Raw genomic sequence first — 20,096 nt, forward strand, 5'->3', positions numbered from 1 at the left:
CCTGGCCAAGGTCGCTGGCGAGACAGTGGAATCGGTCTAAGCTAAGGGAATGCCCAAATGGATTTGGTGTTTCCCTATGAAGGATTGGTTCGACGCGTTTACGGTGCAGTCCAAGTTAACAATGCTGTATCTGCTGCCCTTGCTGGCGTTGCTGGCCTGGGTGCTGTTGGGGGCCTGGGGCCGCACCGAGGCTCTGGTGCGTCACTGGCAACTGCCGGAAACGGCGCAACTGCTGCAAGAGGGGATGACGCTGTCATCGTTACTGCAGCAGGAGCGACGCCAGTTCAGCGCGCTTCCCTCCGTCAATACTCCCATCGAAGTGATGACCATGGTCCTGAGGACCGACATGGCGATACGGGACTTCGACCTGGCTCAGCGACGTTGGCTGGGCGGCAATGAGGCGTTCTGGCCCAGCCATACCGCCCTCAATCAATCCCTGGCTCAGTTGCCAGTGATGCGCAGTGGCCATCAGCGTGGTGGGGTGTCGGATCAGCAATTGCGCGGATTGTACACTCAGATTCAAAGGCAGTTGCATGGCTTTTTGTCGCGATTGCTGGCCTCCGGGCCCGAGGCGGAGGGGGTGAACCGAGGTGGCGCCCTGATGGCGGCAGTGCGGGCGTCGGAGCGGCTGGCGCAGTTGCCGCTGGCGCCAGCACAGGCTCGGCACCTTCAGGCCGAGTTCAATCTCCATCTGGCTCAGTATCGCAGTCGTCTCAATCCGAAATCTGCCGGCTTGGGGGCGCGGGTGCCGCCGACAGGGCTGGCGCCACTGACCGCGGCGGATGCCGGAGACAGTGAGGCCCTGACTCAGCGTCAACAGCGCTTGGCGTGGCACGTGGCCATTGAGCATCAGTTAACCCGGGGCAGCCTGTTGGCGGCCTGGCAACGTAGCCTGACGAGCTGGGTGAGCTACCTGCTGGTGGCAGCCGGCTTGCTGATGGCGCTGGGCTATGGTTGCCGCAGTGTCGCCACTCAGCTGTATCGTCGAATCAGCGGGCTGTCCTTGGCCCTGAGGGCGGTCGATCAACAGAAAAATTACCAGGTTCGGTTGATGGCGGACAGCCCGGATGAATTAGGGACCATCAGCACCAGCCTCAATGGCGTGTTGACCGATGCGGACACCGCCCGCCGTGAATTGGCATTGGCCAAACGCCACCTGCAGGCGCAGCAGCGGGCAACCGAGGTGTTGGCGCGCTGCAACCCCAAGGTCACGCCGCTGCACGACCCGCTGTCGACCCTGTCCAGTTGATGAATGGTGCGGGCTATTTAGCCAGAGTGTTGCTGGACTTTACCGGACTTTACATTGCTTTACGCTACTGAGCCGATGGCTTCTTTACAATAGCCCCAGACACAGGTTGAGGGCAGGTAATGAAAAGAGTTGTAGTGGCAGTGTGCGCATTGTTGGTTCTGGGAGGCTGCAACAGCGATGGCAGCGCCGCGGGCAAACCCCGAAAAGACAAGCCGGAGCGGGTGGTGACGGTGAGCAGCACCCTGGTGTCGTCGCAATCCATTGCCGAGTCCATTGAACTGGTGGGCAGCCTGCAGGCCGAGCAGTCGGTGTTTGTTGCGGCCGAAGTGGCCGGGCGGATTGCCAACATCGCGGTGACGCCGAATCAGGCCGTGTCCGCCGGACAGGTGCTGCTAACCCTGGATGACAGCCTGTCGAAAGCCACCCTGGCTGAGGCTAGCGCCTACCTGGCCGATGAATCCCGAAAGCTGCAAGAGTACCAGCGTCTGGTGACCAACGCGGCCATTACTCAAACCGAAATCGATGGCCAGCAGGCCAGTGTCGACATTGCCCAGGCGCGACTGGCCGCGGCCAAAGCTCAGTTTGACTACCACAGCGTTAAGGCGCCGTTTGCCGGCACTCTGGGGCTGGTGGACGTTAATCTTGGCCAGAGGGTCGGCTCCGGCGACGCGCTGATCTCGCTGGATGACTTGTCCAGTATGCGATTGGATCTCAATGTGCCCGAGCATTTGCTGTCGCGGGTGTTTGTTGGCATGCCGGTAGAAGCCAGTGTGTCCGCCTGGCCGTCGCAGGCCTTTCGCGGCGAGGTGGTGGCCATCGACTCCAGGGTGCAGCAACGAAGCCTCAACCTGCGCATGCAGGTGCGGTTTGATAATCCGCAGCAGCTGTTGAAACCGGGCATGTTGGCGCAGGTGACATTGGCGTTCTCTCCCATGGAGCACCCGGTGATACCGGTGCAGGCGCTGGAGTACTCCGGAACCAAGCGTTATGTGTATCTGATTGACGACCAGCAACGGGTTCAACGCAGTGAGGTGCACCTGGGCACTCGGGTCGACAATCGAGTGTTGATTGAACAGGGCTTGGCCGTGGGCGACCGAATCGTGGTTCAGGGGCTGGTTAACATGAAAGATGGCATTCGGATCAAGGATCTGAGTTTGGCAACCGCCTCGGCAGGAGTGCACGCTGATGTGGCTCTCTGATACCGCGGTGAAACGGCCGGTGGTGGCCATGGTGCTCAGTGCGCTGTTGTGCGTGTTTGGCTTGGTGTCGGTGTCCAAGCTGGCGGTGCGCGAGATGCCGGACGTGGAAAATCCGGTGGTGACCATCATGACCAACTATGACGGCGCTTCGGCGTCGATCATGGAGAGTCAGGTGACCTCCAATCTGGAGGACCAACTGTCTGGGATCAGCGGGGTGAAAGAGATCACCTCGGTGACCCGTAACGGCATGTCTCGCATTACCATCGAGTTTGAGCTGGGCTGGAACTTGACCGAAGGGGTCAGTGACGTTCGTGATGCGGTCGCCCGGGCTCAGCGCTCGTTACCGGATGAGGCCGACGAGCCGGTGGTGTCCAAGGACAACGGCACCGGAGAACCCTCGGTGTACGTGAATCTGAGTTCGACCCTGATGGATCGAACCGAACTGACCGATTACGCCCAACGGGTGGTGGAGGACCGCCTCAATCTGGTCAGTGGCGTCAGTTCGGTGCAGTTGGCCGGCGGACTGTACAAGGTGATGTACGTCAAGCTGGATCCGATGCGGATGGCCGGTCGCCAGGTCACCAGCAGTGACATCGTGGCGGCACTGCGAGCAGAAAACCTGGAGAGTCCCGGTGGTGAAGTGCGCAACGACGCTCTGGTGATGCCGGTGCGTACTCAGAGGCTGTACGCCCAGTCCCGGGATTTTGAGTATCTGGAGGTCGGGCGCAGCGACGACGACAGTCCTATCTATCTGAAAGACGTTGCCGATGTGGCCATTGGCGCCGAGAACGAAAGTTCCAGCTACAAGAGCAACGGCATCGCCAATGTCAGTTTGGGGGTGGTGCCCCAGTCCGACGCCAATCCGTTGAAGGTGGCCCAGGATGTGCACCTGGAAGTGGAGCGGATGCAGGCATTTTTGCCGGATGAGACCCAGTTGCAGGTGGACTACGACTCCACGGTGTTCATCAGTGAGTCGATCTCCGAGGTGTACGCCACCTTGATGATCACCGGTGCCCTGGTGGTGTTGGTGCTGTATCTGTTTATTGGTCAGGCGCGGGCAACGCTGATTCCGGCGGTGACCGTTCCGGTGTCGTTGATCGCCGCCTTCATCGGTGCCTACGCCTTTGGCTATTCCATCAACCTGCTGACGCTGATGGCACTGATTCTGGCCATCGGTTTGGTGGTGGATGACGCCATTGTGGTGGTCGAGAACATCTACCACCACATTGAAAAGGGCACGCCGCCGCTATTGGCGGCGTACCGCGGCACCAAGGAGGTGGGTTTCGCAGTGCTGGCCACGACCCTGGTGTTGGTGATGGTGTTCCTGCCAATCTCCTTTATGGATGGAATGGTTGGGCTGTTGTTCACCGAATTCTCGATGATGCTGTCGTTGTCGGTGATCTTCTCGACGCTGATTGCTCTGACGCTGACGCCGGTACTGGGTTCCAGCTTGCTGCGCCCCAACCCCAAGCGCAATTCCGTGACCCGGGCGGTCGATGGCCTGTTTATGGCTTTGGAGCGGGGCTATCGACGATTGCTGGTCTACGGTCTGAAGTGGCGGTTGGCGGCTCCGATGGTGATTGTTGCCTGCGTGCTGGGCAGTGGCTGGTTGTTGCAACAGGTGCCGGCGCAACTGGCACCGCAAGAGGACCGGGGTGTGCTGTTTGCCTTTGTTAAGGGCGCCGAGGGCACCAGTTTCAATCGCATGTCCGCCAATATGGACCAGATTGAGCAGCGATTGCTGCCGCTACTGGGGCAGGGCGTGCTGAAGTCATTCAGTACCGAGACTCCGGCCTTTGGCGGGCGAACCAGTGATCAGATCGGGTTTGTGATCATGCAACTGGAAGATTGGCAGGATCGGGACATGAGTGCCCAGCAGGCGCTGGGACTGATCAGTCGAACCTTGAGTGATCTGCCCGATGTCATGGTGCGGCCGATGATGCCCGGTTTTCGCGGCCGTTCCAGTGAACCGGTGCAGTTTGTCCTTGGTGGCACCGACTATCAGGAGCTGTTTACCTGGGCCCAGCAACTGCAGCATCTGGCCGAGGACAGCCCATACATGAACGGCGTGGAGCTGGATTACGCCGAAACCACACCGGAGCTGGTGGTGGAGGTCGACAGGAAACGGGCGGCGGAACTGGGTATCTCGGTAGCCGAGGTCTCGGATACCCTGGAGATCATGCTCGGAGGCCGCAGTGAAACCACCTTCGTCGATCGCGGCGAGGAGTACGATGTGTACCTGCGCGGTGATGAAAATGCCTTTAACGCCAGCAGTGATCTCAGTCGTATCTACCTGCGAGCCGCAAACGGTGAACTGGTGACCCTGAATACCCTGGCGACCCTGACCGAAGTGGCGTCGGCTCAGCGGCTCGGCCATACCGATAAGCGCAAATCCATTGTCCTTAAGGCTAACCTCAGCGACGGCTATACCCTGGGCCAGGCGTTGGACTACCTGGATCAGCAGGCCATCGAGATGCTGCCCAAAGACATCTCCGTCGGTTACACCGGCGAGTCCAAGGACTTCAAGGAGAATCAGTCCAGTACCGCAATGGTGTTCGGCTTGGCGTTGTTGGTGGCCTACCTGGTTCTGGCGGCTCAGTTTGAGAGCTTCATCAATCCGCTGGTGGTGATGCTGACCGTGCCCATGGGGATTTTTGGTGGCCTGGCCGGGCTGTACCTCACCGGCCAGGGGCTGAATCTCTACAGCCAGATTGGCATGATCATGCTCATCGGTATGGTAACCAAAAACGGCATATTGATTGTGGAGTTTGCCAACCAGTTGCGGGATAGGGGCATGGCCTTTGAACAGGCAATCACCGACGCCGCCTGTCGCCGCCTGCGTCCCATCATGATGACCGCCCTGACCACCCTGGCCGGTGCCATCCCGCTGATCCTGTCTAGCGGCGCCGGAGCCGAGAGTCGCATTGCGGTGGGAACCGTGGTGTTCTTTGGCATGGCGTTCGCCTCGGTGGTCACCCTGATTGTGATACCGGCCATGTATCGGTTGATTGCCGCCTCAACCCGCTCACCGGGTCATGTGGCACAGCGTTTGGCGGCGCAGCATGCGGCGGAGCAGCCGGACTGACGACGTTTGACTGAGCAGAGATGATCAAGAGCGGCCTGGCCGCTCTTTTTTTATGTGCTCTGTGTGGCAGTTAGCGCTCTGAAGACTATTCTGTTTATTTTTAGCTATTTAGTTGTGATTAGGCGCAGATTGACCCGATAAATGTGGTACAAAATTAAACGGGGCACTCCCGGATTGTAGACGGAGTCACAGCGAACCTTGTGGTTAAGAAATAACCGTGCTATACGCGTAAATGCATCGGAAATTCCGACGTCTAAAAGTTAAAGAAACGATTTTTCTGAATCATTAGCGGTATCTAAACTGTATTTACGATTTATTGGAGCCATTACATGAAGACCGCCATTAAGAATTTTCTCAACCAGCAATCCTCCGGAGGCATCATTCTGATGCTGATGGTGGCGCTGGCCATGATCATGGCCAATTCACCACTGGATGTGGTGTACGACGCCTTTTTAAATACCCCGGTTCAGATTCGGGTCGGTGCCCTCGACCTGGATAAACCCATGTTGCTGTGGATCAACGATCTGTTGATGGCGTTTTTCTTCCTGTTGATCGGTCTGGAAGTGAAGCGGGAGTTGCTGCAAGGCACCCTGTCCAGCATCAGCCAGGCCGCCCTGCCGTCGGTTGCGGCCATCGGTGGCATGGTGGTTCCTGCTCTGGTGTTCCTGGCGTTTAACGCCAGCGATGCCACTGCCGCCAACGGCTGGGCCATTCCCGCTGCCACCGATATCGCCTTTGCCCTGGGGGTACTGGCCCTGCTCGGCAGTCGGGTTCCGGTGGCGCTGAAGGTCTTTTTGTTGGCGTTAGCGATCATCGATGACTTGCTGGCCATCATTATTATCGCCCTGTTCTACAGCGGTTCGCTGTCCACCATCAACCTGGTGATTGCCGCGCTGGCGGTGGTGGGCTTGGTGATTCTTAACCGCAGCGGTGTGCGTAGCCTGGTGCCTTACATGTTGGTCGGCACCATCTTGTGGATAGCGGTTTTGAAGTCCGGCGTGCATGCCACCCTGGCCGGTGTGGTGCTGGCATTCACCATTCCTCTGGGCAAGGATGAGGATGGCGACTGCCCCAGCGAGTTCCTGGAGCATAAGCTGCACCCCTGGAGCACCTTCATGATTCTGCCAATCTTCGCTTTTGCCAATGCCGGCGTCAGTTTTGACGGTTTGTCGATGAGCGATCTGGTGGCGCCGCTGCCGCTGGGCATTGCCCTGGGCCTGGTACTGGGTAAGCCGCTGGGGATCATGGGTTTCAGTTTTATCGCGGTTAAGCTTAAGCTGGCCAAGATGCCAGAGGGGATTGGTTGGACCCAGTTGTTCGGGGTGTCGCTGTTGTGTGGCATCGGTTTCACCATGGCGATGTTTGTGGCATCGCTGGCGTTTGAGGCGGGAGTAATGAATTACGGTGACCTGTCTCGCCTGGGGATCCTGTTGGGATCGGCACTGTCTGCCATTGGTGGCTACCTGGTGCTGAAGTCGACGGTTAAATAAGGAATAGTAATTATGAGAAAAGTAACAGCGGTATTGGCAGCGGTTTTGCTCAGTTCACCGGCCCTGGCCAACGACATTAACCTGGTTCAGTGCCAGGAGGATCCGCGCGGTGAAGTGTGCCTGAACTACCTGCAAGGCGCGGTTGATGGGGCGTTGGCACTGCAAAGTCTGCAAAAGACCGAAGCGTTGTCTACCAGCAGCATCAGTGATCGAGCCCTGAAGTATCGCAGTGGTAAGCGCTTTAAACAGGCCAACGACGCCATCTGTGAGCGCCAGTCTCCGCAGCGGGATCAGATGGTATTGGCGCTGGACGACCTGGCCAGTCAGGGATTGATCACCTCTCAGCAGGAGTTGTCCCAGGCACTGGCGGAACTGATGTCCTGCCGCGACAAATAGCACCATCGCGGGCAAAAAAACGCCGCTCTTCGAGCGGCGTTTTTGTTGGTCTGGGATCAGCTGCGGGTGCACTCCTCAACTAGGTATGCCAAGTGGCGGTAAGAGATGCCACTTTGGCGGGTCAGGCCCATTTCGCACATGCGGTTGGCGTAGTAACCCTCACTGATTTGTGACGGCAGTTTGGCCTTGAGGTGGCGCAGGGCACTTTTGTTGATCTCTGGCTTGTACAGGCCTTTTTCACCGGCAAAGCCGCAGCAATAGATGCCATCGGGACGGACGATTTCGTCGCTGTAGCGGCTGACGATGGTCTCCATTTTGGTGCCGGCGCCCATATGAGTGGCGGTACAGCCCACGTGCAGGGCAACGCTGGGCTTCTTTTTCACCGGAGGCAGCTTGTCCATGATGTGGTCATGGATAAAATCGACGGCATCCAGCAGGGTGAAGTCGATGTCGCTGTCTGCCAGGGTTCGCTTGGTGCAGGAGAGGGCATCGATGATCACCGGGTGGCGGCCGTTGTCGGTCATCTCCTTGAGGGCGGACAGCATCTCGGTGCGCTTGGCATCGGCGTTTTTATAGTCCCCTTTCGATTCCCACATCTGGCCGCAACACAGAGAGCGGGTGTTGTTGGGAATGATCACCTGATAACCGGCTCGCTCCAGCAGAATGGTCATGACATCCGGCAGGGTGGTACTGTCCGGATCTTCCGGCGTGGCGCCAAAGGTGCGCCCGCCACAGGCGGCAAAATAGACCACGGTGGGCTTATCACTGCCGTCTGCCGGGGTCGGTTTGGGTAGGTTGCTGCCGCGGGGAAAGCTGGGGTCCCAGTAGGGCACTTCCGAACTGACCTTACGGCCCAGGTCCATGATTTTGCCAGTGACGGTGCTGCCGGTCAGCTTGTGGATGCCGTGCAGCACCTCGAAGCCGGTGGACAGTACCTGGTTAACGGCGCCGAAATGCTTGGCCTGGAAATCCAGCACCTTCTGGGCGGTATTATCGATTTGCGGGCCACGCAGTGCTCTCACCAACATGCCCATGTTGTTGTCCACCGGACAGGCGATGGTACACAGTTGGCAAGCGGTACAGGTATCGATAACGTCATACTGGGCCTGGGCGCGCAGGGTCTCGGCGCCCTGATGATCGCCGCACTGCTCCAGGCGGTGAATCTCTCTCAGGGTAGTGATGCGGTGCCGAGGCGACATGTTCAGCTCCGAGGTGGGGCAGGTCTTTTCGCAGAAACCACATTCGATGCAGCGGTCAACCCAGTCGTCTACCACGGCGGCTTGTTTGATGGCCTTGACGTGGATCTCGGCATCGTCATTGAGGATGACGCCCGGGTTCAACAGTCCGCTTGGATCGAAGGCAGCCTTGAGCTTTTTCATCAGGTCGTAGGCGGCCACGCCCCACTCCATTTCGACAAAGGGCGCCACCGCTCGTCCGGTGCCGTGTTCGGCCTTCATGGAGCCGTCGTATTTATCGATCACCAGTTTGGCGACGTCCTGCATGAAGCGGTCGAACTGATCGATGTCTTCCTGTCGCTTGAAGTGTGGAGTGATGATGAAGTGGAAGTTGCCATCCAGAGCGTGGCCGTAGATCACCCCTTCCGGGTAGTTGTGCTTGTCGAACAGGTCACTGAGATCCGCGGCCGCAGCTGCCAGGTCTTCCACCTGGAATGCCACGTCTTCGATGATCACCGAGCTGCCTCTGGGGCGCTCGCCGCCGATGATGGGGAACAAACCGGAACGCATGGCCCAGTACTTACCGTAGACGTTGGGATCGGTACTGAACTCAATGGGACGCTCGGTATCGATGTGCTTAATGGCATCGATGGCCTGCTGGGTATAGGCGTTGAGGCTGTCCTGATCATTGGCGCGGCTCTCAATCAGCAAAATGGCGGCGCCTTCGGGCAGGTCCGACAGCCATTCCGGCATGCCCGGTTTGCCGGTGACGGCTTTGATGGACGCCCAGTCCAGTAATTCGGCGGCGGCCACCGCGTCGGTCTTCAGCGGAGGGATGGCCGAAGCGGCATCCACCATGTTGTAGAACACCGCCAGGGCGGAGGCTTTGAACCGGGCTTCCACTACGGTGTGGTAAGTCACCTCTTCGACGAAGGCAAAGGTGCCTTCGGAGCCGACGATCAGGTGGTTGATGATGTCGAAGGGGTCGCTGAAGTCGATCAAGGCATTGAGGCTATAACCGGTGGTGTTTTTGATGGAAAACTTGTGGCGAATGCGGTTGGCCAGTACCTCGTTGGCCTTGGTCTGCGCCGCCATCTCGGTCAGGGTTTGGATCAACTGGGGGCATTGCTTTAAAAAGGCGGCCTTTGAGGCCTCGTCGCCGGTATCCAAATAGGTGCCGTCGGCGAACATCAACTTAGCACTGGCGATGGTTTTGTAGCTGTTCTCGGTGGTGCCGCAGCACATGCCGGAGGCGTTGTTGGCAACGATGCCACCGACCATGCACGAGGTCAGGGTGGCGGGATCCGGGCCGATTTTCTTGTCAAAGGGCTTGAGCTGAGCGTTGGCATCGGCGCCAATGACCGCCGCGCCCAGGGTGACGGTATTGCGGTCGTCGCTGATGTGAATGTCACGAAAGCCATCGTAGCCCAGGCGCAACAGAATGCCTTCACCCACAGCCTGACCGGACAGGCTGGTTCCGGCGGCGCGGAAGGTGATCGGCGCCTGATGACGACGGGCTACCGCCAGGGTGTGCTCAACATCCTGAATGCGGTTGGCGGTGACCACCAACTGCGGCACGATGCGAAAATAACTGCCGTCGGTAGACCAGGCAAATCGGCGTACCGGATCGTCGGTGACCGCTTTCTCCCCCAGTTGTCGCTGAAGTTCATGCTTGATGGTTTGATAGTCGATGCTCATTGCTTAGCCTCCGATGACCGACCCTGAACGGGCCGTGTCGGTTGTTATTCCCAGCGTGTAAGACTTGGTTTTTAAGCTTAGTCGCTTATTTTCAAAGCCAATACATTGTGCAGTCCTAATGGATAACAAAGGCTTAATTCGCTTTGAAAAAGTGACTCAAGTCGCTGTTTTTTTATTCGGAGTGTGCTGGGTGGCGGCCGGCGGCAATCGGCATGGATGGATTCTGGTTAGATGGGCCGAATGTTGACCTTAATGTCCTGTGGTGCGGCGTAGTAGGGCGCCGAAGTGATGAACAGGCTGATGCCGGTTTCGGCGTAGTCGCCAGCGTTGTCCCGGTTGACTCCGCCGGCGACCGACAGGGTACTGGTGCTGCAGGATTGGCGTCGCAACCGCTGCGCCTGGCGCACCTCATCAAGGCTGAACTTGTCCAGCTGAATGATGTCCGGGTTGGCTGGCAGCAGTGTGGTGAGATCCTCCAGGTCGTCCGCTTCCACGGCAATCTTGTTTTCCGGCGCCTGGCGCTTCAGTTGTGCCACCATGTCGCTGGCGTTAACGCCCTCTGCCAGCAGGTTGCGGTGATTGGTAAACACCAGCACCGACTCACTCAGGCCGGCGCGATGAATGTGGCCGCCCCCGGCCAGTACCGCCGCCGTGGCCAGCTTGCGCGTGCCAGGAATGCTCTTGCGGGTGCAGGCCACCACCGCCTGTGGGTTACACCGCTGCACTGCCGCCACCATATCGGCGGTGTATTGCGCAACGCCGCAACTCCACTCCAGCACCACCTGCACCGACTTCCAGCCAAGGTGCAGTCGGTCGGCCGGGCCCTGGACCTCGATCAGTGTTGCCATGGCGTCGACGTCGTCGCCGTCATCGGCAAGGGCTTTGGGTCGCAACCCCAGCTTGGTGAGCATCGCCACGGCCACATCGATTCCGGCCACTCGGCCCGGGCATTTTCGAGTGAAACTCATTGTGGCCGGCTGTCGGCTCAGGTTCAGGGTGCGGCTGGTGAGGTCGCCTCTGGGGGCGTCTTCGAGCAACAGGGCGTCTAGCTCCTGATCGGAAAAGTAGATCATTATCGGACTCCGGGCGGAATGGGACGTCGTCCCCCCTAGGGAAACGGCGGTGGACTTGAGAGCGGATGCCAGCGTCGGCATTTGTCGAGCTGGCATGGAATAAGTCCACTTTTGTCAAAGTGTTAGTTGTGAAATTTTAGGTGGCTGGCGGTCACGTCGCAACGGCGTGGATCTCACTTTAGTGCACTGGAGGAGTTACTGAACTGGCCAGTTCAGCATCACGACACTGGCATTGCCCTGCAGTTCAGTGGCGTCCGACCAAGGAGCGTGGCCGGCCAGGGCGTTGCCCACCACTCTTAGCCATTCACCATGGGTGACCACAGCCACACTGGCGTCAGGGTGGCACTGATGCAGTGATGCAAGGGTTGTCATCGCGCGCCTGGAAAGGCTGTCTGCCGGTTCAAACCCGGGAACATCGACGCTGTTTTGCTGAAACCGCAGCGTCATTGCCTGCCACAGTTCCGGCCGCTCATCCCGGCGGCGGCCCTCAAGGTCGCCAAAGTTGCGTTCGCTCAGGCCTGGATGGGTGAGCAGCGGCAGTCGCTGATACTGATTGATGATCTCGGCGGTGCGCCGTGCTCGAAGCAGCGGACTGGCGTACAGGGCATCGAATCGCTGTTGACGTAGGTCCTGGGCCAGAGAGTGCGCCTGGGCCAGGCCGGTCTCGGTGAGGGGGCTGTCCTGACTACCCTGAAGCCGACCTTGTCGGTTCCACTGGGTTTCGCCATGGCGAATAAGAAAAAATTGGGTCACGATGAGTTGGCGTTGACGTAAGGGGGCGCCAGTATATCAACAGCTCAAAGCGGTTGTCGAAACCCTCCGATGCCGTGGGGGGGTCATTTTGAATTTTGGCTCGACATGGATGCCGAGGCACTGGCGCCGTTTTTCTGGTCGATGTACTGCTGAAATTGTTTCATGTAACGGGTGGTGGTGTAGCGAAACAACAGTGGAAAGAAAAATCCCACTATCTTCATGATGCCGTTGAAGCGGAACTCACTGATCAGCACCCATCGGGTGGTGTGCTCATCGAGGTGAACGAAGTGACTCTCTTTCTGGTTCCAGATGTTATAGATCTGGTAGGTGGCAACGAATTTCTTTGGTGGATGATTGTCGACGATGGTTTTTAATACTAGAAACTGACACAGGCCCAGTTGATACTCCATAAAGCAGGTGGCGCCCTGCTCGCCGGGGATACCGATGAGTGGCGTGACCTCGTGCAACTCCGGCTGCCAGTGAGTTAGGCTCTGATGATCGCTAAACAGTCGACACACGGTTTGGATGTCCGCATTCAGTGTCACAGTATGCTGATACTTCATCATCTAAGGGGCTCCCCATCAAGCATTGGCATCTGGTGCTCATGCCATACTCCAACGCCCAAGCATAGATTAATCCTAGTTTGAAGCCGGGTCTTCGGCCACTGATACCGCGACGTTCAGGCGCAGCCTGTTATCGGTGTCGAATGCCGATTTTGCCCACAACCATTGAATTTCTTACTAGAATTTCAATAGTTGCCGCTCACGAGACGGGGAGTGAGCGGCGGGAGGGTAACCGGGAGAAGGGATGGGCAGCAAAGGTTCGGCCAGCGATTTTCAAAATCCCTCCGCCGTTGGTGGCGTTCTGTTGCTGGTGATGGTGGCCTTGGCAATGCTGTTGGCTAATTCGCCCCTGAGTCATTGGTATCATGCCTTTCTGGGAACGCCCGTATCGGTGCAGGTGGGGGAGTTCAAACTGCACAAACCGATGCTGCTGTGGATTAATGATCTGTTGATGGCGTTCTTTTTCAGCCTGGTGGGGTTGGAGGTAAAACGGGCGCTGCTGCAAGGAACCTTGTCTAAGGGACGCCGGGCGGTGCTGCCGGTGATCGCGGCCATCGGCGGCATGGTGGTACCGGCGCTGGTGTTTCTGGCCTTCAATGCCCACAACCCCCTGGCGGCGACCGGGTGGGCGATTCCGTCGGTAACCGACATCGCCTTTGCTCTGGGGGTGTTGACCCTGCTGGGCAGTCGGGTGCCGCTGCAACTGCGAGTGTTCTTGTTGGCTCTGGCGATCATTGACGACTTGCTGGCGATAGTGATCATTGCCCTGTTCTACAGTGAGCCCTTGTCCGCCGTCAACCTGGCGCTGGCGCTGTTTGCTTTTCTGTCGCTGCTGGCCCTAAACCGTTGTGGCGTCATGAAGTTAGTGCCCTATATGCTGCTGGGCATGGTGCTGTGGGTGGCGGTACTCAACTCTGGCGTTCATGCCACGCTGGCCGGGGTGGTATTGGCCTTTACCATTCCCCTGGGCACTGACAGTCACGGCGTGTCGCCGAGCCAGTTCCTGGAGCGGGAACTGCATAACTGGAGCACCTATCTGATTTTGCCGATCTTCGCCTTTGCCAATGGCGGCGTGGACTTTACCCACCTGTCGTTGTCCCAGGTGTTCAGTCCGTTGACGCTGGGGATCGCATTGGGGTTATGCCTGGGTAAACCTGTGGGGGTGTTGAGCTTCTGCGCGGTGGCAGTAAGGTTGGGTCTGGCGACCCTTCCCAAGGGGGTGGGCTGGCTGCCTCTGACCGGGGTGGCGATGCTGTGTGGCATCGGCTTTACCATGGCGATGTTTTTTGCGTCGCTGGCGTTTGAGGTGGGGGCTTTAAACTACAGCGAGATCTCCCGCATTGGCATCCTGCTGGGATCGGCCATCTCGGCCGTGGGGGGCTACCTGCTGCTGCGCTGGGCCTATCGGCCATCCGCCAAAACCAGGCAAGCAACAAAAAGGGCGCAGTCCGCTGACTGCGCCAATAAAGGGAGTGGAAGAAAAAGTGGTGAGCCTGGGCCTTAGAAGCGATAGTCGAATGAGACGTACAGCTGCTGGGTATCGTCCAGGGCAAAGGTGCCGTTGACGCTGCTGCCCATCTCTTCGTAATCCTGATCCAGGTAGCGATAGCCGATTTCGCTGCTCCAGTGCTGGGTGAAGCGGTACTCGGCGCCGACTTGCCCTCCCCAGACGAAGTTGGTGTGGGCATTGCCCGCCAGTTTGTTGTCCGCCAGACCGGCGGAGACCCCGGCAAACAGATTCATCTTGTCTGAGGCGCCGACCGGAATCAGGTAATCGTAAGAGGCCAGAAACAGGTTCTGTTCCTGCTTGAAACGCTCATCGCCGACATTGAACTTGTCTTCTTTGTAGCTGTAACTGCCACTGATGCGATGGTGATCGTTAACAATCATGCCGCCACGGAACTGCCAGGTGACGTCATCGCTGTCTTTGCTGGTGTCACCGGAAATGCTGTCTTGCTGCCAGCCGGCGCCGGCGCCGACGAACCAGTCGATGTCGGCAGCCATGGCCGGGGTGGACAGCAGAGCGGCGGTAACCAGGGACAGGGTGAGTGTTTTCATCGTCATTCTCCAACATTGGAATAGGTTGTTGGCAGTAACAATACGCCTTCCAGCTTAACCGATTCTGAACTGCCGGCCTTGGCAGCTGAACCTAAACTTAATTCAGTTTCAACTGGTGCTTTATTGAATTTATATGTTTTATTTTCAATGGCTTATGTTGGTGTTCGGACTGTTTCAAACAATGAGAAACTGGCTTGCAGATATCGCGAAAATCGGCCGTCGAGGCGGTGGTCCACTGTTACAGAAAGGAAGGTAATGGGGCGGGAGCCCCACCCCTTCAGTGGTGCCGGTTGACCCGAGACAGGGCTTGATACAGCGGGTGCAGACGCGGGTACAACTTCAGATAGACCTGCTGATACAGGGATTGGTAGCGCTGATGGTGCAGGCGGTCTGGCTCGAAGCGCTGACCGACGCGAACCATGCCTTGCTGGGCCTGATTCAGGTTCGGGTACCAGTTGAGGTAGCGGGCCGCACACAGTGCCGCTCCCAACCCAGAGGTTTCGGTGGTGTGAACCCGCTCCACCGGCAGTCCGAACAGATCGGCGGTCAGTTGCAAAATGGCATCGCTTTGAGCACCGCCGCCGGAGACCCTCAGCAAACAGGTGGATTGACCAGAGCGCCGTTGAATTCGCTCCAGCCCCTCTTTCAAGCCATAGCCCAGCCCCTCGATCATTGCCCGATACAGGTGGGCGCGGGTGTGCTGGTCGCCAAAGCCGATGATGGCGCCACGGGCTTCCGGGCCGGGTTGGCGTACGCCGGCGCCCCAATAGGGTTGCAGTATCAGACCATCACTGCCGGGCTCGACGGCCGTGATAAGATCGTCCAGCAGGGCTTCGGCAACGGTATTTTGCTGCTCGGCTAACAACTGCTCCAACTGGCCAAACTGCTCTTTGAACCAGCTGACCATCCAGAATCCCCGGAACAGCATCACTTCCAGCAGATACTGGTCCGCCACCGCCGCCGGATAGGCCGGCATCAGCGAGGTCACTTCGCGGTAGTGGTGGCTGGCGACATTGACCGTGGCGGTGGTGCCAAAGCTCAGGCACGCGACGCCCTCCTGGTGGCCTCCACTGCCAAGGATCTCGCAGGCTTTATCGCCTCCTGCGGCGATCACCGGCAGATCATTGGGCAGGCCGGTTTGCAGGGCGACGTCGTTGCTGATCTTCCCCAGTGACTGTCCAGGCGCCACCAGCTCGGGCATCTGTTCCGAGGTCAGGCTCAGTGCCCGCCAGCGCCAGCTCAGAGGAGAGGCCCAGCGCTGCCGTTTGTAATCAAATGGCAGGTAACCCACCTGACCGGCAATGCTGTCCCGATAGTGGCCGGTCAGTCGGTAACTGAGATAGCCGCCGATCTGCACCACCTTGTGGCATTGTTGCCACAACTCCGGTTCATAACGTGCCAGCATGTTACTGAAGGCCCGTTGCCGAAACCCTTGTATGGCTTTGCCGATGATCGGCAGCCAGGTCAAGGGCCGCTGGTGCCAGGGTAGGGGAGGCAGATCCAGGCACTGGCGCTGATCCGTCCACAACACCGCCGGTCGCAGCGGCCGGCCCTGCTTGTTCAGGAACACCAGTGAGGTGCGCTGAGCGGTTACCGTCATGGCTTTGATCCCGCTGAGCCTGGCCCCCTGCTGCTTGAGAAGGTCAATGGCGTCCAGCAGCGCCTGCCAATAGTGTTCGGCGTCCATTTCTGCGGCGCCGGCCTGCGGGGTATGGTAGGCCGGTGAAAAGTGAATCTGGGCTTTGTGCAACACCTGGCCCTGGCGATCAAACAACAGGGCCCGCAGACTCTGGGTGCCGTTGTCGATGGCGAGTATGCTGTCGCTCATGATGCCGGGCTCCGGAATGGCTGCGGACTGTAGAACGAGTGCCAGATCGACCAGAAGCGCTGCCATTGGGAGTGGCAGTGTTGCTCACTCCAGCCCAGGTGGTGCTGACACAGCTCCAGAATCGGCTCTTGATAGCGCAGCAGCTCCTGGCCCAGAGTCAACCCCAGCCGGGTACGCCTCAGGAGCAGGTCATCCAGGTGGCGTATTCCCTGCTGCTCGGCGGCATGGGCCAGTTGTGACCAGGTATAGGTGGAGTTGCCGATGGGCCAGTCACGCTGAACCGGCGCGGATACCGGCGGCAACTCGGCGCGGCGCAGGGGCCGTTGCAGCTGAGTGGCGGTGTGGCTGAGTATCTCCTGGGCGGTATCGAGGAAGGTGGTCAGTTTGCCGCCGGTCAGGTTGACCAGGCCGGCTTCGCTCCAGACCAGGTGTTCGCGACTGGCGTCCGAGGGGGCGTTGTGATTGTCCTTGGGGACGATCACCGGCCGTACTCCAGACCAGCTGCTGATGATGTCCTGCTGCCTGGCCTTGGGGTCCAGAGTCAGCATCGCCCGCCACAGGTAGTCGAACTCCTCTTCGGTCATGGCGATGTCGCGTCGAAGTGCCGCGGTGTGGTCAAGATCCGTGGTGCCCAGTACCGAGCACCCCAGCCAGGGGTAGAGGTAGACCGGGCGGCGGTCATCCGGGTGTTCCAACGTCAGCGCCGCTGGAGCCGGGTAGCGCCAGGCCGGCAGCACCAGATGGCTGCCCCTTAGCGGTCGAATCACCTGGTCGTCCGGCAGAGCGGTGAGCTCAGAGCACCAGGCGCCGGCACAGTTGACCACCACCCCGGCGGTGATCGGGTGTGGCTGGCCATCGAGGCTGATGCGCACGCCGCTGACGCCGTCGTGGTTGTGAGTCAGGGTCTCCACGGGGGTGTAGTGACATAGATCCAGCCCTTTCTCCACTGCCGCTTCAAGCAGCCAGGTGATCAAGGCACAGTCATCACTGATGGCATCGAAGTAACGGCTGGCACCGAGGCTATTGTCGAGCTGGTAGTGGGGAGTGGCGTGGATCAACTGCTCGGCGGTCAGTCTGCCTGGCTGACAGCCTTTGGCAAACTGGCGATAGGCTTTTAAGGCGATTTGCATCTGCCAGGGTTTGGGTTTGCCCTGGGGTTGATGCAGGAACCAGAATGGCAAGGGTTGCACCAACGTCGGATGGTGGGCCATTAATTGATCCCGTGCCTGGGCCGCTTGCCGAGTCAGGCGCCAGTCCCCTTTGGCCAGGTAACGCAGGCCGCCATGAATCATCTTGGAGGAGCGGCTGGAGGTGCCACTGGAGAAGTCGCCAGCTTCCAGCAGCAGGGTGGAGAACCCGTTCAGGCAAGCCAGCCAGGCGACGGCTGCCCCATTGATGCCACCGCCGACAATCACCACGTCGTAGCCGGTTTTGCCGGCGGCCAGGGCGCGTTGACTGGATTGAATTCGCTGGGCCAGATTGCTCATAGGCGCTCCATCAGGGTACCGGGATTCATGATGCCTTTGGGGTCGTAGCGATCGAACACCGCCTGAATGCCGGCCTGGGTCAGGGGATCTTTTTCATGATGCAGGTAGGGGCTGTGATCCTTGCCGACGCCGTGTTGATGACTGATGGTACCGCCGCCTTTGACCACCGCGGTGCTGGCGGCGGCTTTGAGTTTCTGCCAGGTGGCCAGGCTGGCCTCGAAGTCGGCCTGCGCCGGGAACACATAGGTGGTGTAGAGGCTGCAGCCTTGTTTATAGACGTGACTGAGGTGGGTATAGCACAGCAATGGCGTGTCGCCGGCGGCCTGTTTCAAGGCCGCTTCCATCTGTTCCTGCAGGGCTTGCACCTTGTCCCAGTTGGCCGCGGTTTCAAAGGTGTCCACCAGATATCCGTGCTGCCACAAGCTCTGACGCAGGTAGGGGGCGGAGTAGCGATTCTGGCGCCAATGCTCTCCCAGCCCCTTGAGAGCCAGCTTACCCTGATGGCGCCGGGCAATGGCTTTGATGGCGCGACGCGACTGGCGAACCTGTCGACGGCTGCCACTGACGCCCCAGGTCATCATCGCTGGTTCATCCCCCAGCCCCAGCAGCCGGAACAGCCGCTGCAGTCGTCCCAGTTTGGGCTGAGGCAGGGCCAGCTGCAATTGGGTGTTGGTTTCCGTGGGGTGACTCAGGCGCATCATGCTGGCGCTGACGTTGTTCTGGGCAATTTCGCGAATGGCCGCCAGCCCCGCCTGCCAACTGGGGAAGAAGCTGACGTAAAATTGTTCTTGTTCTGGCAGTGGCTGGACTCGCACCTCCGCTTCGGACAGGATGCCCAACCGCCCCTCGGAGCCCAGAATCATCTCTCGCCAGTCCGGGCCGGCAGAGCTGGCGGGGAAGCTGGGGAGGGACAGGGGCCCTTGCGGGGTATGAACCACACCACTGGAAAACAACTGCTCGATGCGTCCATAGCGCAGAGATTGCTGGCCGGAACTGCGACTGGCAATCCAGCCGCCGAGGGTGGACCATTCAAACGACTGAGGGAAGTGGCCCAGGGTATAGCCGCGGGCATTGAGTTGGGCCTCGAGATCCGGACCTCGAACTCCCGCCTCGAACCAGGCCAGCTGACTGGTGGTATCCAGAGACAGCAACCGGTTCATCCGCTCCATGGAGACGGTAATGACGGCCTGCTCACCGGCACAGGGGTTGATGTGGCCAACGACGCTGGTACCGCCGCCGTAGGGGATCAGCGTGGCGTTGTGTTTGCCGGCGAAGGCCAGCAGTTGTTCCAGATGATCGCGGTTTTGTGGAAAGGCGACCGCATCAGGGGCAACGCCGACATCGCCGGCTTTGAAGGCCAGCCAATCCGGTAAACTCTGGCCCCTGGCATAGCGAACCCGGGTTTCGGCATCGATCTGGTACAGCTCGTGCTCCGGTAACCGCGAGGGGGGCAGGCGGGCGGCGGTTTGCGCCAGCGTGGCTTGTGGCAGCGGGGTGGCGCTGCCGAGCAGCTGGGTCAGTACCTGGTGCGCGATGGCGGGCAGGGGCTTCTGTTTTTGGGCGTCGCCCCAACCATTCCAAACCTTTTCCATGTTAATTCTCGTCCGTGTTGTTAATTTTTTGTTTATAACTCTATGAGATAACGGATTTTTGATATTTATACAAGTGTTTGAAAAATAGAAGTGCGCTTCGGGGTGTCAAGGTGGCGGCCCTGGAACGGGTCGACAGGCAGATACGGGCGACAAAAAACAGCCGGTGGACCAGCCACCGGCCTAAATGCGGTCGTTGCCCGCGCTTCCGAACGGAGTGGCTGCGCCGGCAGGGAATTACGCCGAAACAGGGAAGAAACAGGCAACAGCAGACACTCTAGCAAGCTGACCCGTGCCTGGAATCATCAAAATTGCGGATTTATTCCCCGCCGTCATGCTCGGCTTGGGTTGTGCGCCCCCGGCAGCAGGCGGTGAAAAATGCGTCGTACCTGAGCCGGGCCCCTTGTCTAATTTCCAGTTCGTGGTACTTTCTGCTCATCGTACATTGTAGGA

At 59.1% G+C, this 20,096-nt stretch carries 14 protein-coding genes; 6 read left to right on the forward strand and 8 right to left on the reverse strand.

The genetic code is table 11. The annotated features are described in order from the left end of the window. Positions 1-76: 76 nt before the first annotated feature. The 5 genes from H598_RS0103620 (at position 77) to H598_RS23245 (ending at position 7,419) form a co-directional block, all read left to right on the forward strand. Positions 77-1,249: a nitrate- and nitrite sensing domain-containing protein gene (locus H598_RS0103620; RefSeq protein ID WP_028111784.1), complete on the forward strand. Its 1,173-nt coding sequence runs from the start codon at positions 77-79 to the stop codon at positions 1,247-1,249. A gap of 119 nt (positions 1,250-1,368) precedes the next feature. Beyond that, entirely contained in the window at positions 1,369-2,448 is a 1,080-nt protein-coding gene (locus H598_RS0103625; protein WP_028111785.1) for an efflux RND transporter periplasmic adaptor subunit, read from the forward strand. After that, the gene (locus tag H598_RS0103630; RefSeq protein WP_028111786.1) at positions 2,435-5,533 is read left to right on the forward strand and encodes a multidrug efflux RND transporter permease subunit; all 3,099 of its coding nucleotides are present in this window, start codon (positions 2,435-2,437) and stop codon (positions 5,531-5,533) included. Before H598_RS0103625 ends, H598_RS0103630 begins: the two co-directional genes overlap by 14 nt. Before the next feature lie 329 nt (positions 5,534-5,862). After that, positions 5,863-7,023 (forward strand): Na+/H+ antiporter NhaA, encoded by a 1,161-nt coding sequence (nhaA, locus tag H598_RS0103635; RefSeq protein ID WP_028111787.1) that lies wholly within the window; start codon positions 5,863-5,865, stop codon positions 7,021-7,023. Between the two features lie 12 nt (positions 7,024-7,035). After that, the gene (locus H598_RS23245) at positions 7,036-7,419 is read left to right on the forward strand and encodes a hypothetical protein (RefSeq protein WP_051252355.1); all 384 of its coding nucleotides are present in this window, start codon (positions 7,036-7,038) and stop codon (positions 7,417-7,419) included. Positions 7,420-7,475: 56 nt separating this feature from the next. On the opposite strand, the gene H598_RS0103645 is transcribed toward H598_RS23245, so the two are convergent. The 4 genes from H598_RS0103645 to H598_RS0103660 all read right to left on the reverse strand — a co-directional run bounded on the left by H598_RS0103645 (position 7,476) and on the right by H598_RS0103660 (position 12,684). Next, the gene (locus H598_RS0103645) at positions 7,476-10,292 is read right to left on the reverse strand and encodes an FAD-binding and (Fe-S)-binding domain-containing protein (RefSeq protein WP_028111788.1); all 2,817 of its coding nucleotides are present in this window, start codon (positions 10,290-10,292) and stop codon (positions 7,476-7,478) included. A gap of 227 nt (positions 10,293-10,519) precedes the next feature. Further along, on the reverse strand, positions 10,520-11,365 hold the full coding sequence (gene modD, locus H598_RS0103650; protein ID WP_028111789.1) for a ModD protein: 846 nt from the start codon (positions 11,363-11,365) through the stop codon (positions 10,520-10,522). A gap of 195 nt (positions 11,366-11,560) precedes the next feature. Next, positions 11,561-12,118 (reverse strand): histidine phosphatase family protein, encoded by a 558-nt coding sequence (locus H598_RS0103655; protein WP_028111790.1) that lies wholly within the window; start codon positions 12,116-12,118, stop codon positions 11,561-11,563. Between the two features lie 83 nt (positions 12,119-12,201). Next, on the reverse strand, positions 12,202-12,684 hold the full coding sequence (locus H598_RS0103660) for an SRPBCC family protein (RefSeq protein ID WP_028111791.1): 483 nt from the start codon (positions 12,682-12,684) through the stop codon (positions 12,202-12,204). 241 nt (positions 12,685-12,925) lie between these two features. Between H598_RS0103660 and nhaA (H598_RS23250) the strand changes: the two genes are divergently transcribed. Beyond that, complete coding sequence (gene nhaA, locus H598_RS23250) at positions 12,926-14,185, forward strand: Na+/H+ antiporter NhaA (RefSeq protein ID WP_084144309.1); 1,260 nt, start codon at positions 12,926-12,928, stop codon at positions 14,183-14,185. On the opposite strand, the gene H598_RS0103670 is transcribed toward nhaA (H598_RS23250), so the two are convergent. The 4 genes from H598_RS0103670 to H598_RS0103685 form a co-directional block, all read right to left on the reverse strand. Continuing rightward, positions 14,182-14,739, reverse strand: coding sequence for a porin family protein (locus tag H598_RS0103670; protein ID WP_245595548.1), 558 nt, complete (start codon positions 14,737-14,739; stop codon positions 14,182-14,184). The two genes, nhaA (H598_RS23250) and H598_RS0103670, sit on opposite strands and share 4 nt — an antisense overlap. 277 nt (positions 14,740-15,016) lie before the next feature. Beyond that, positions 15,017-16,567: an FGGY-family carbohydrate kinase gene (locus H598_RS0103675; RefSeq protein ID WP_156896921.1), complete on the reverse strand. Its 1,551-nt coding sequence runs from the start codon at positions 16,565-16,567 to the stop codon at positions 15,017-15,019. After that, positions 16,564-18,054 carry an FAD-dependent oxidoreductase gene (locus H598_RS26835; protein ID WP_035415204.1) on the reverse strand — a complete coding sequence of 497 codons (1,491 nt, stop codon included), beginning with the start codon at positions 18,052-18,054 and terminating at the stop codon, positions 16,564-16,566. Before H598_RS26835 ends, H598_RS0103675 begins: the two co-directional genes overlap by 4 nt. Further along, the gene (locus tag H598_RS0103685; protein ID WP_028111794.1) at positions 18,051-19,646 is read right to left on the reverse strand and encodes an FAD-binding oxidoreductase; all 1,596 of its coding nucleotides are present in this window, start codon (positions 19,644-19,646) and stop codon (positions 18,051-18,053) included. Before H598_RS0103685 ends, H598_RS26835 begins: the two co-directional genes overlap by 4 nt. Positions 19,647-20,096 lie beyond the last annotated feature (450 nt).

This window comes from Ferrimonas kyonanensis DSM 18153, assembly GCF_000425405.1.
Taxonomy (GTDB): Bacteria; Pseudomonadota; Gammaproteobacteria; order Enterobacterales; family Shewanellaceae; genus Ferrimonas; species Ferrimonas kyonanensis.

What these genes read in the sequence shown, in the direction of transcription:
- H598_RS0103630 (WP_028111786.1), top strand. Translation starts at nt 2,435, where the DNA reads ATGTGGCTCTCTGATACCGCGGTGAAACGGCCGGTGGTGGCCATGGTG.
- modD (WP_028111789.1), bottom strand. Translation starts at nt 11,365, where the DNA reads ATGATCTACTTTTCCGATCAGGAGCTAGACGCCCTGTTGCTCGAAGAC.
- H598_RS0103675 (WP_156896921.1), bottom strand. Translation starts at nt 16,567, where the DNA reads ATGAGCGACAGCATACTCGCCATCGACAACGGCACCCAGAGTCTGCGG.
- nhaA (WP_028111787.1), top strand. Translation starts at nt 5,863, where the DNA reads ATGAAGACCGCCATTAAGAATTTTCTCAACCAGCAATCCTCCGGAGGC.
- H598_RS0103685 (WP_028111794.1), bottom strand. Translation starts at nt 19,646, where the DNA reads ATGGAAAAGGTTTGGAATGGTTGGGGCGACGCCCAAAAACAGAAGCCC.
- H598_RS26835 (WP_035415204.1), bottom strand. Translation starts at nt 18,054, where the DNA reads ATGAGCAATCTGGCCCAGCGAATTCAATCCAGTCAACGCGCCCTGGCC.
- H598_RS0103625 (WP_028111785.1), top strand. Translation starts at nt 1,369, where the DNA reads ATGAAAAGAGTTGTAGTGGCAGTGTGCGCATTGTTGGTTCTGGGAGGC.
- nhaA (WP_084144309.1), top strand. Translation starts at nt 12,926, where the DNA reads ATGGGCAGCAAAGGTTCGGCCAGCGATTTTCAAAATCCCTCCGCCGTT.
- H598_RS0103645 (WP_028111788.1), bottom strand. Translation starts at nt 10,292, where the DNA reads ATGAGCATCGACTATCAAACCATCAAGCATGAACTTCAGCGACAACTG.
- H598_RS0103660 (WP_028111791.1), bottom strand. Translation starts at nt 12,684, where the DNA reads ATGATGAAGTATCAGCATACTGTGACACTGAATGCGGACATCCAAACC.
- H598_RS0103670 (WP_245595548.1), bottom strand. Translation starts at nt 14,739, where the DNA reads ATGAAAACACTCACCCTGTCCCTGGTTACCGCCGCTCTGCTGTCCACC.
- H598_RS0103620 (WP_028111784.1), top strand. Translation starts at nt 77, where the DNA reads ATGAAGGATTGGTTCGACGCGTTTACGGTGCAGTCCAAGTTAACAATG.
- H598_RS23245 (WP_051252355.1), top strand. Translation starts at nt 7,036, where the DNA reads ATGAGAAAAGTAACAGCGGTATTGGCAGCGGTTTTGCTCAGTTCACCG.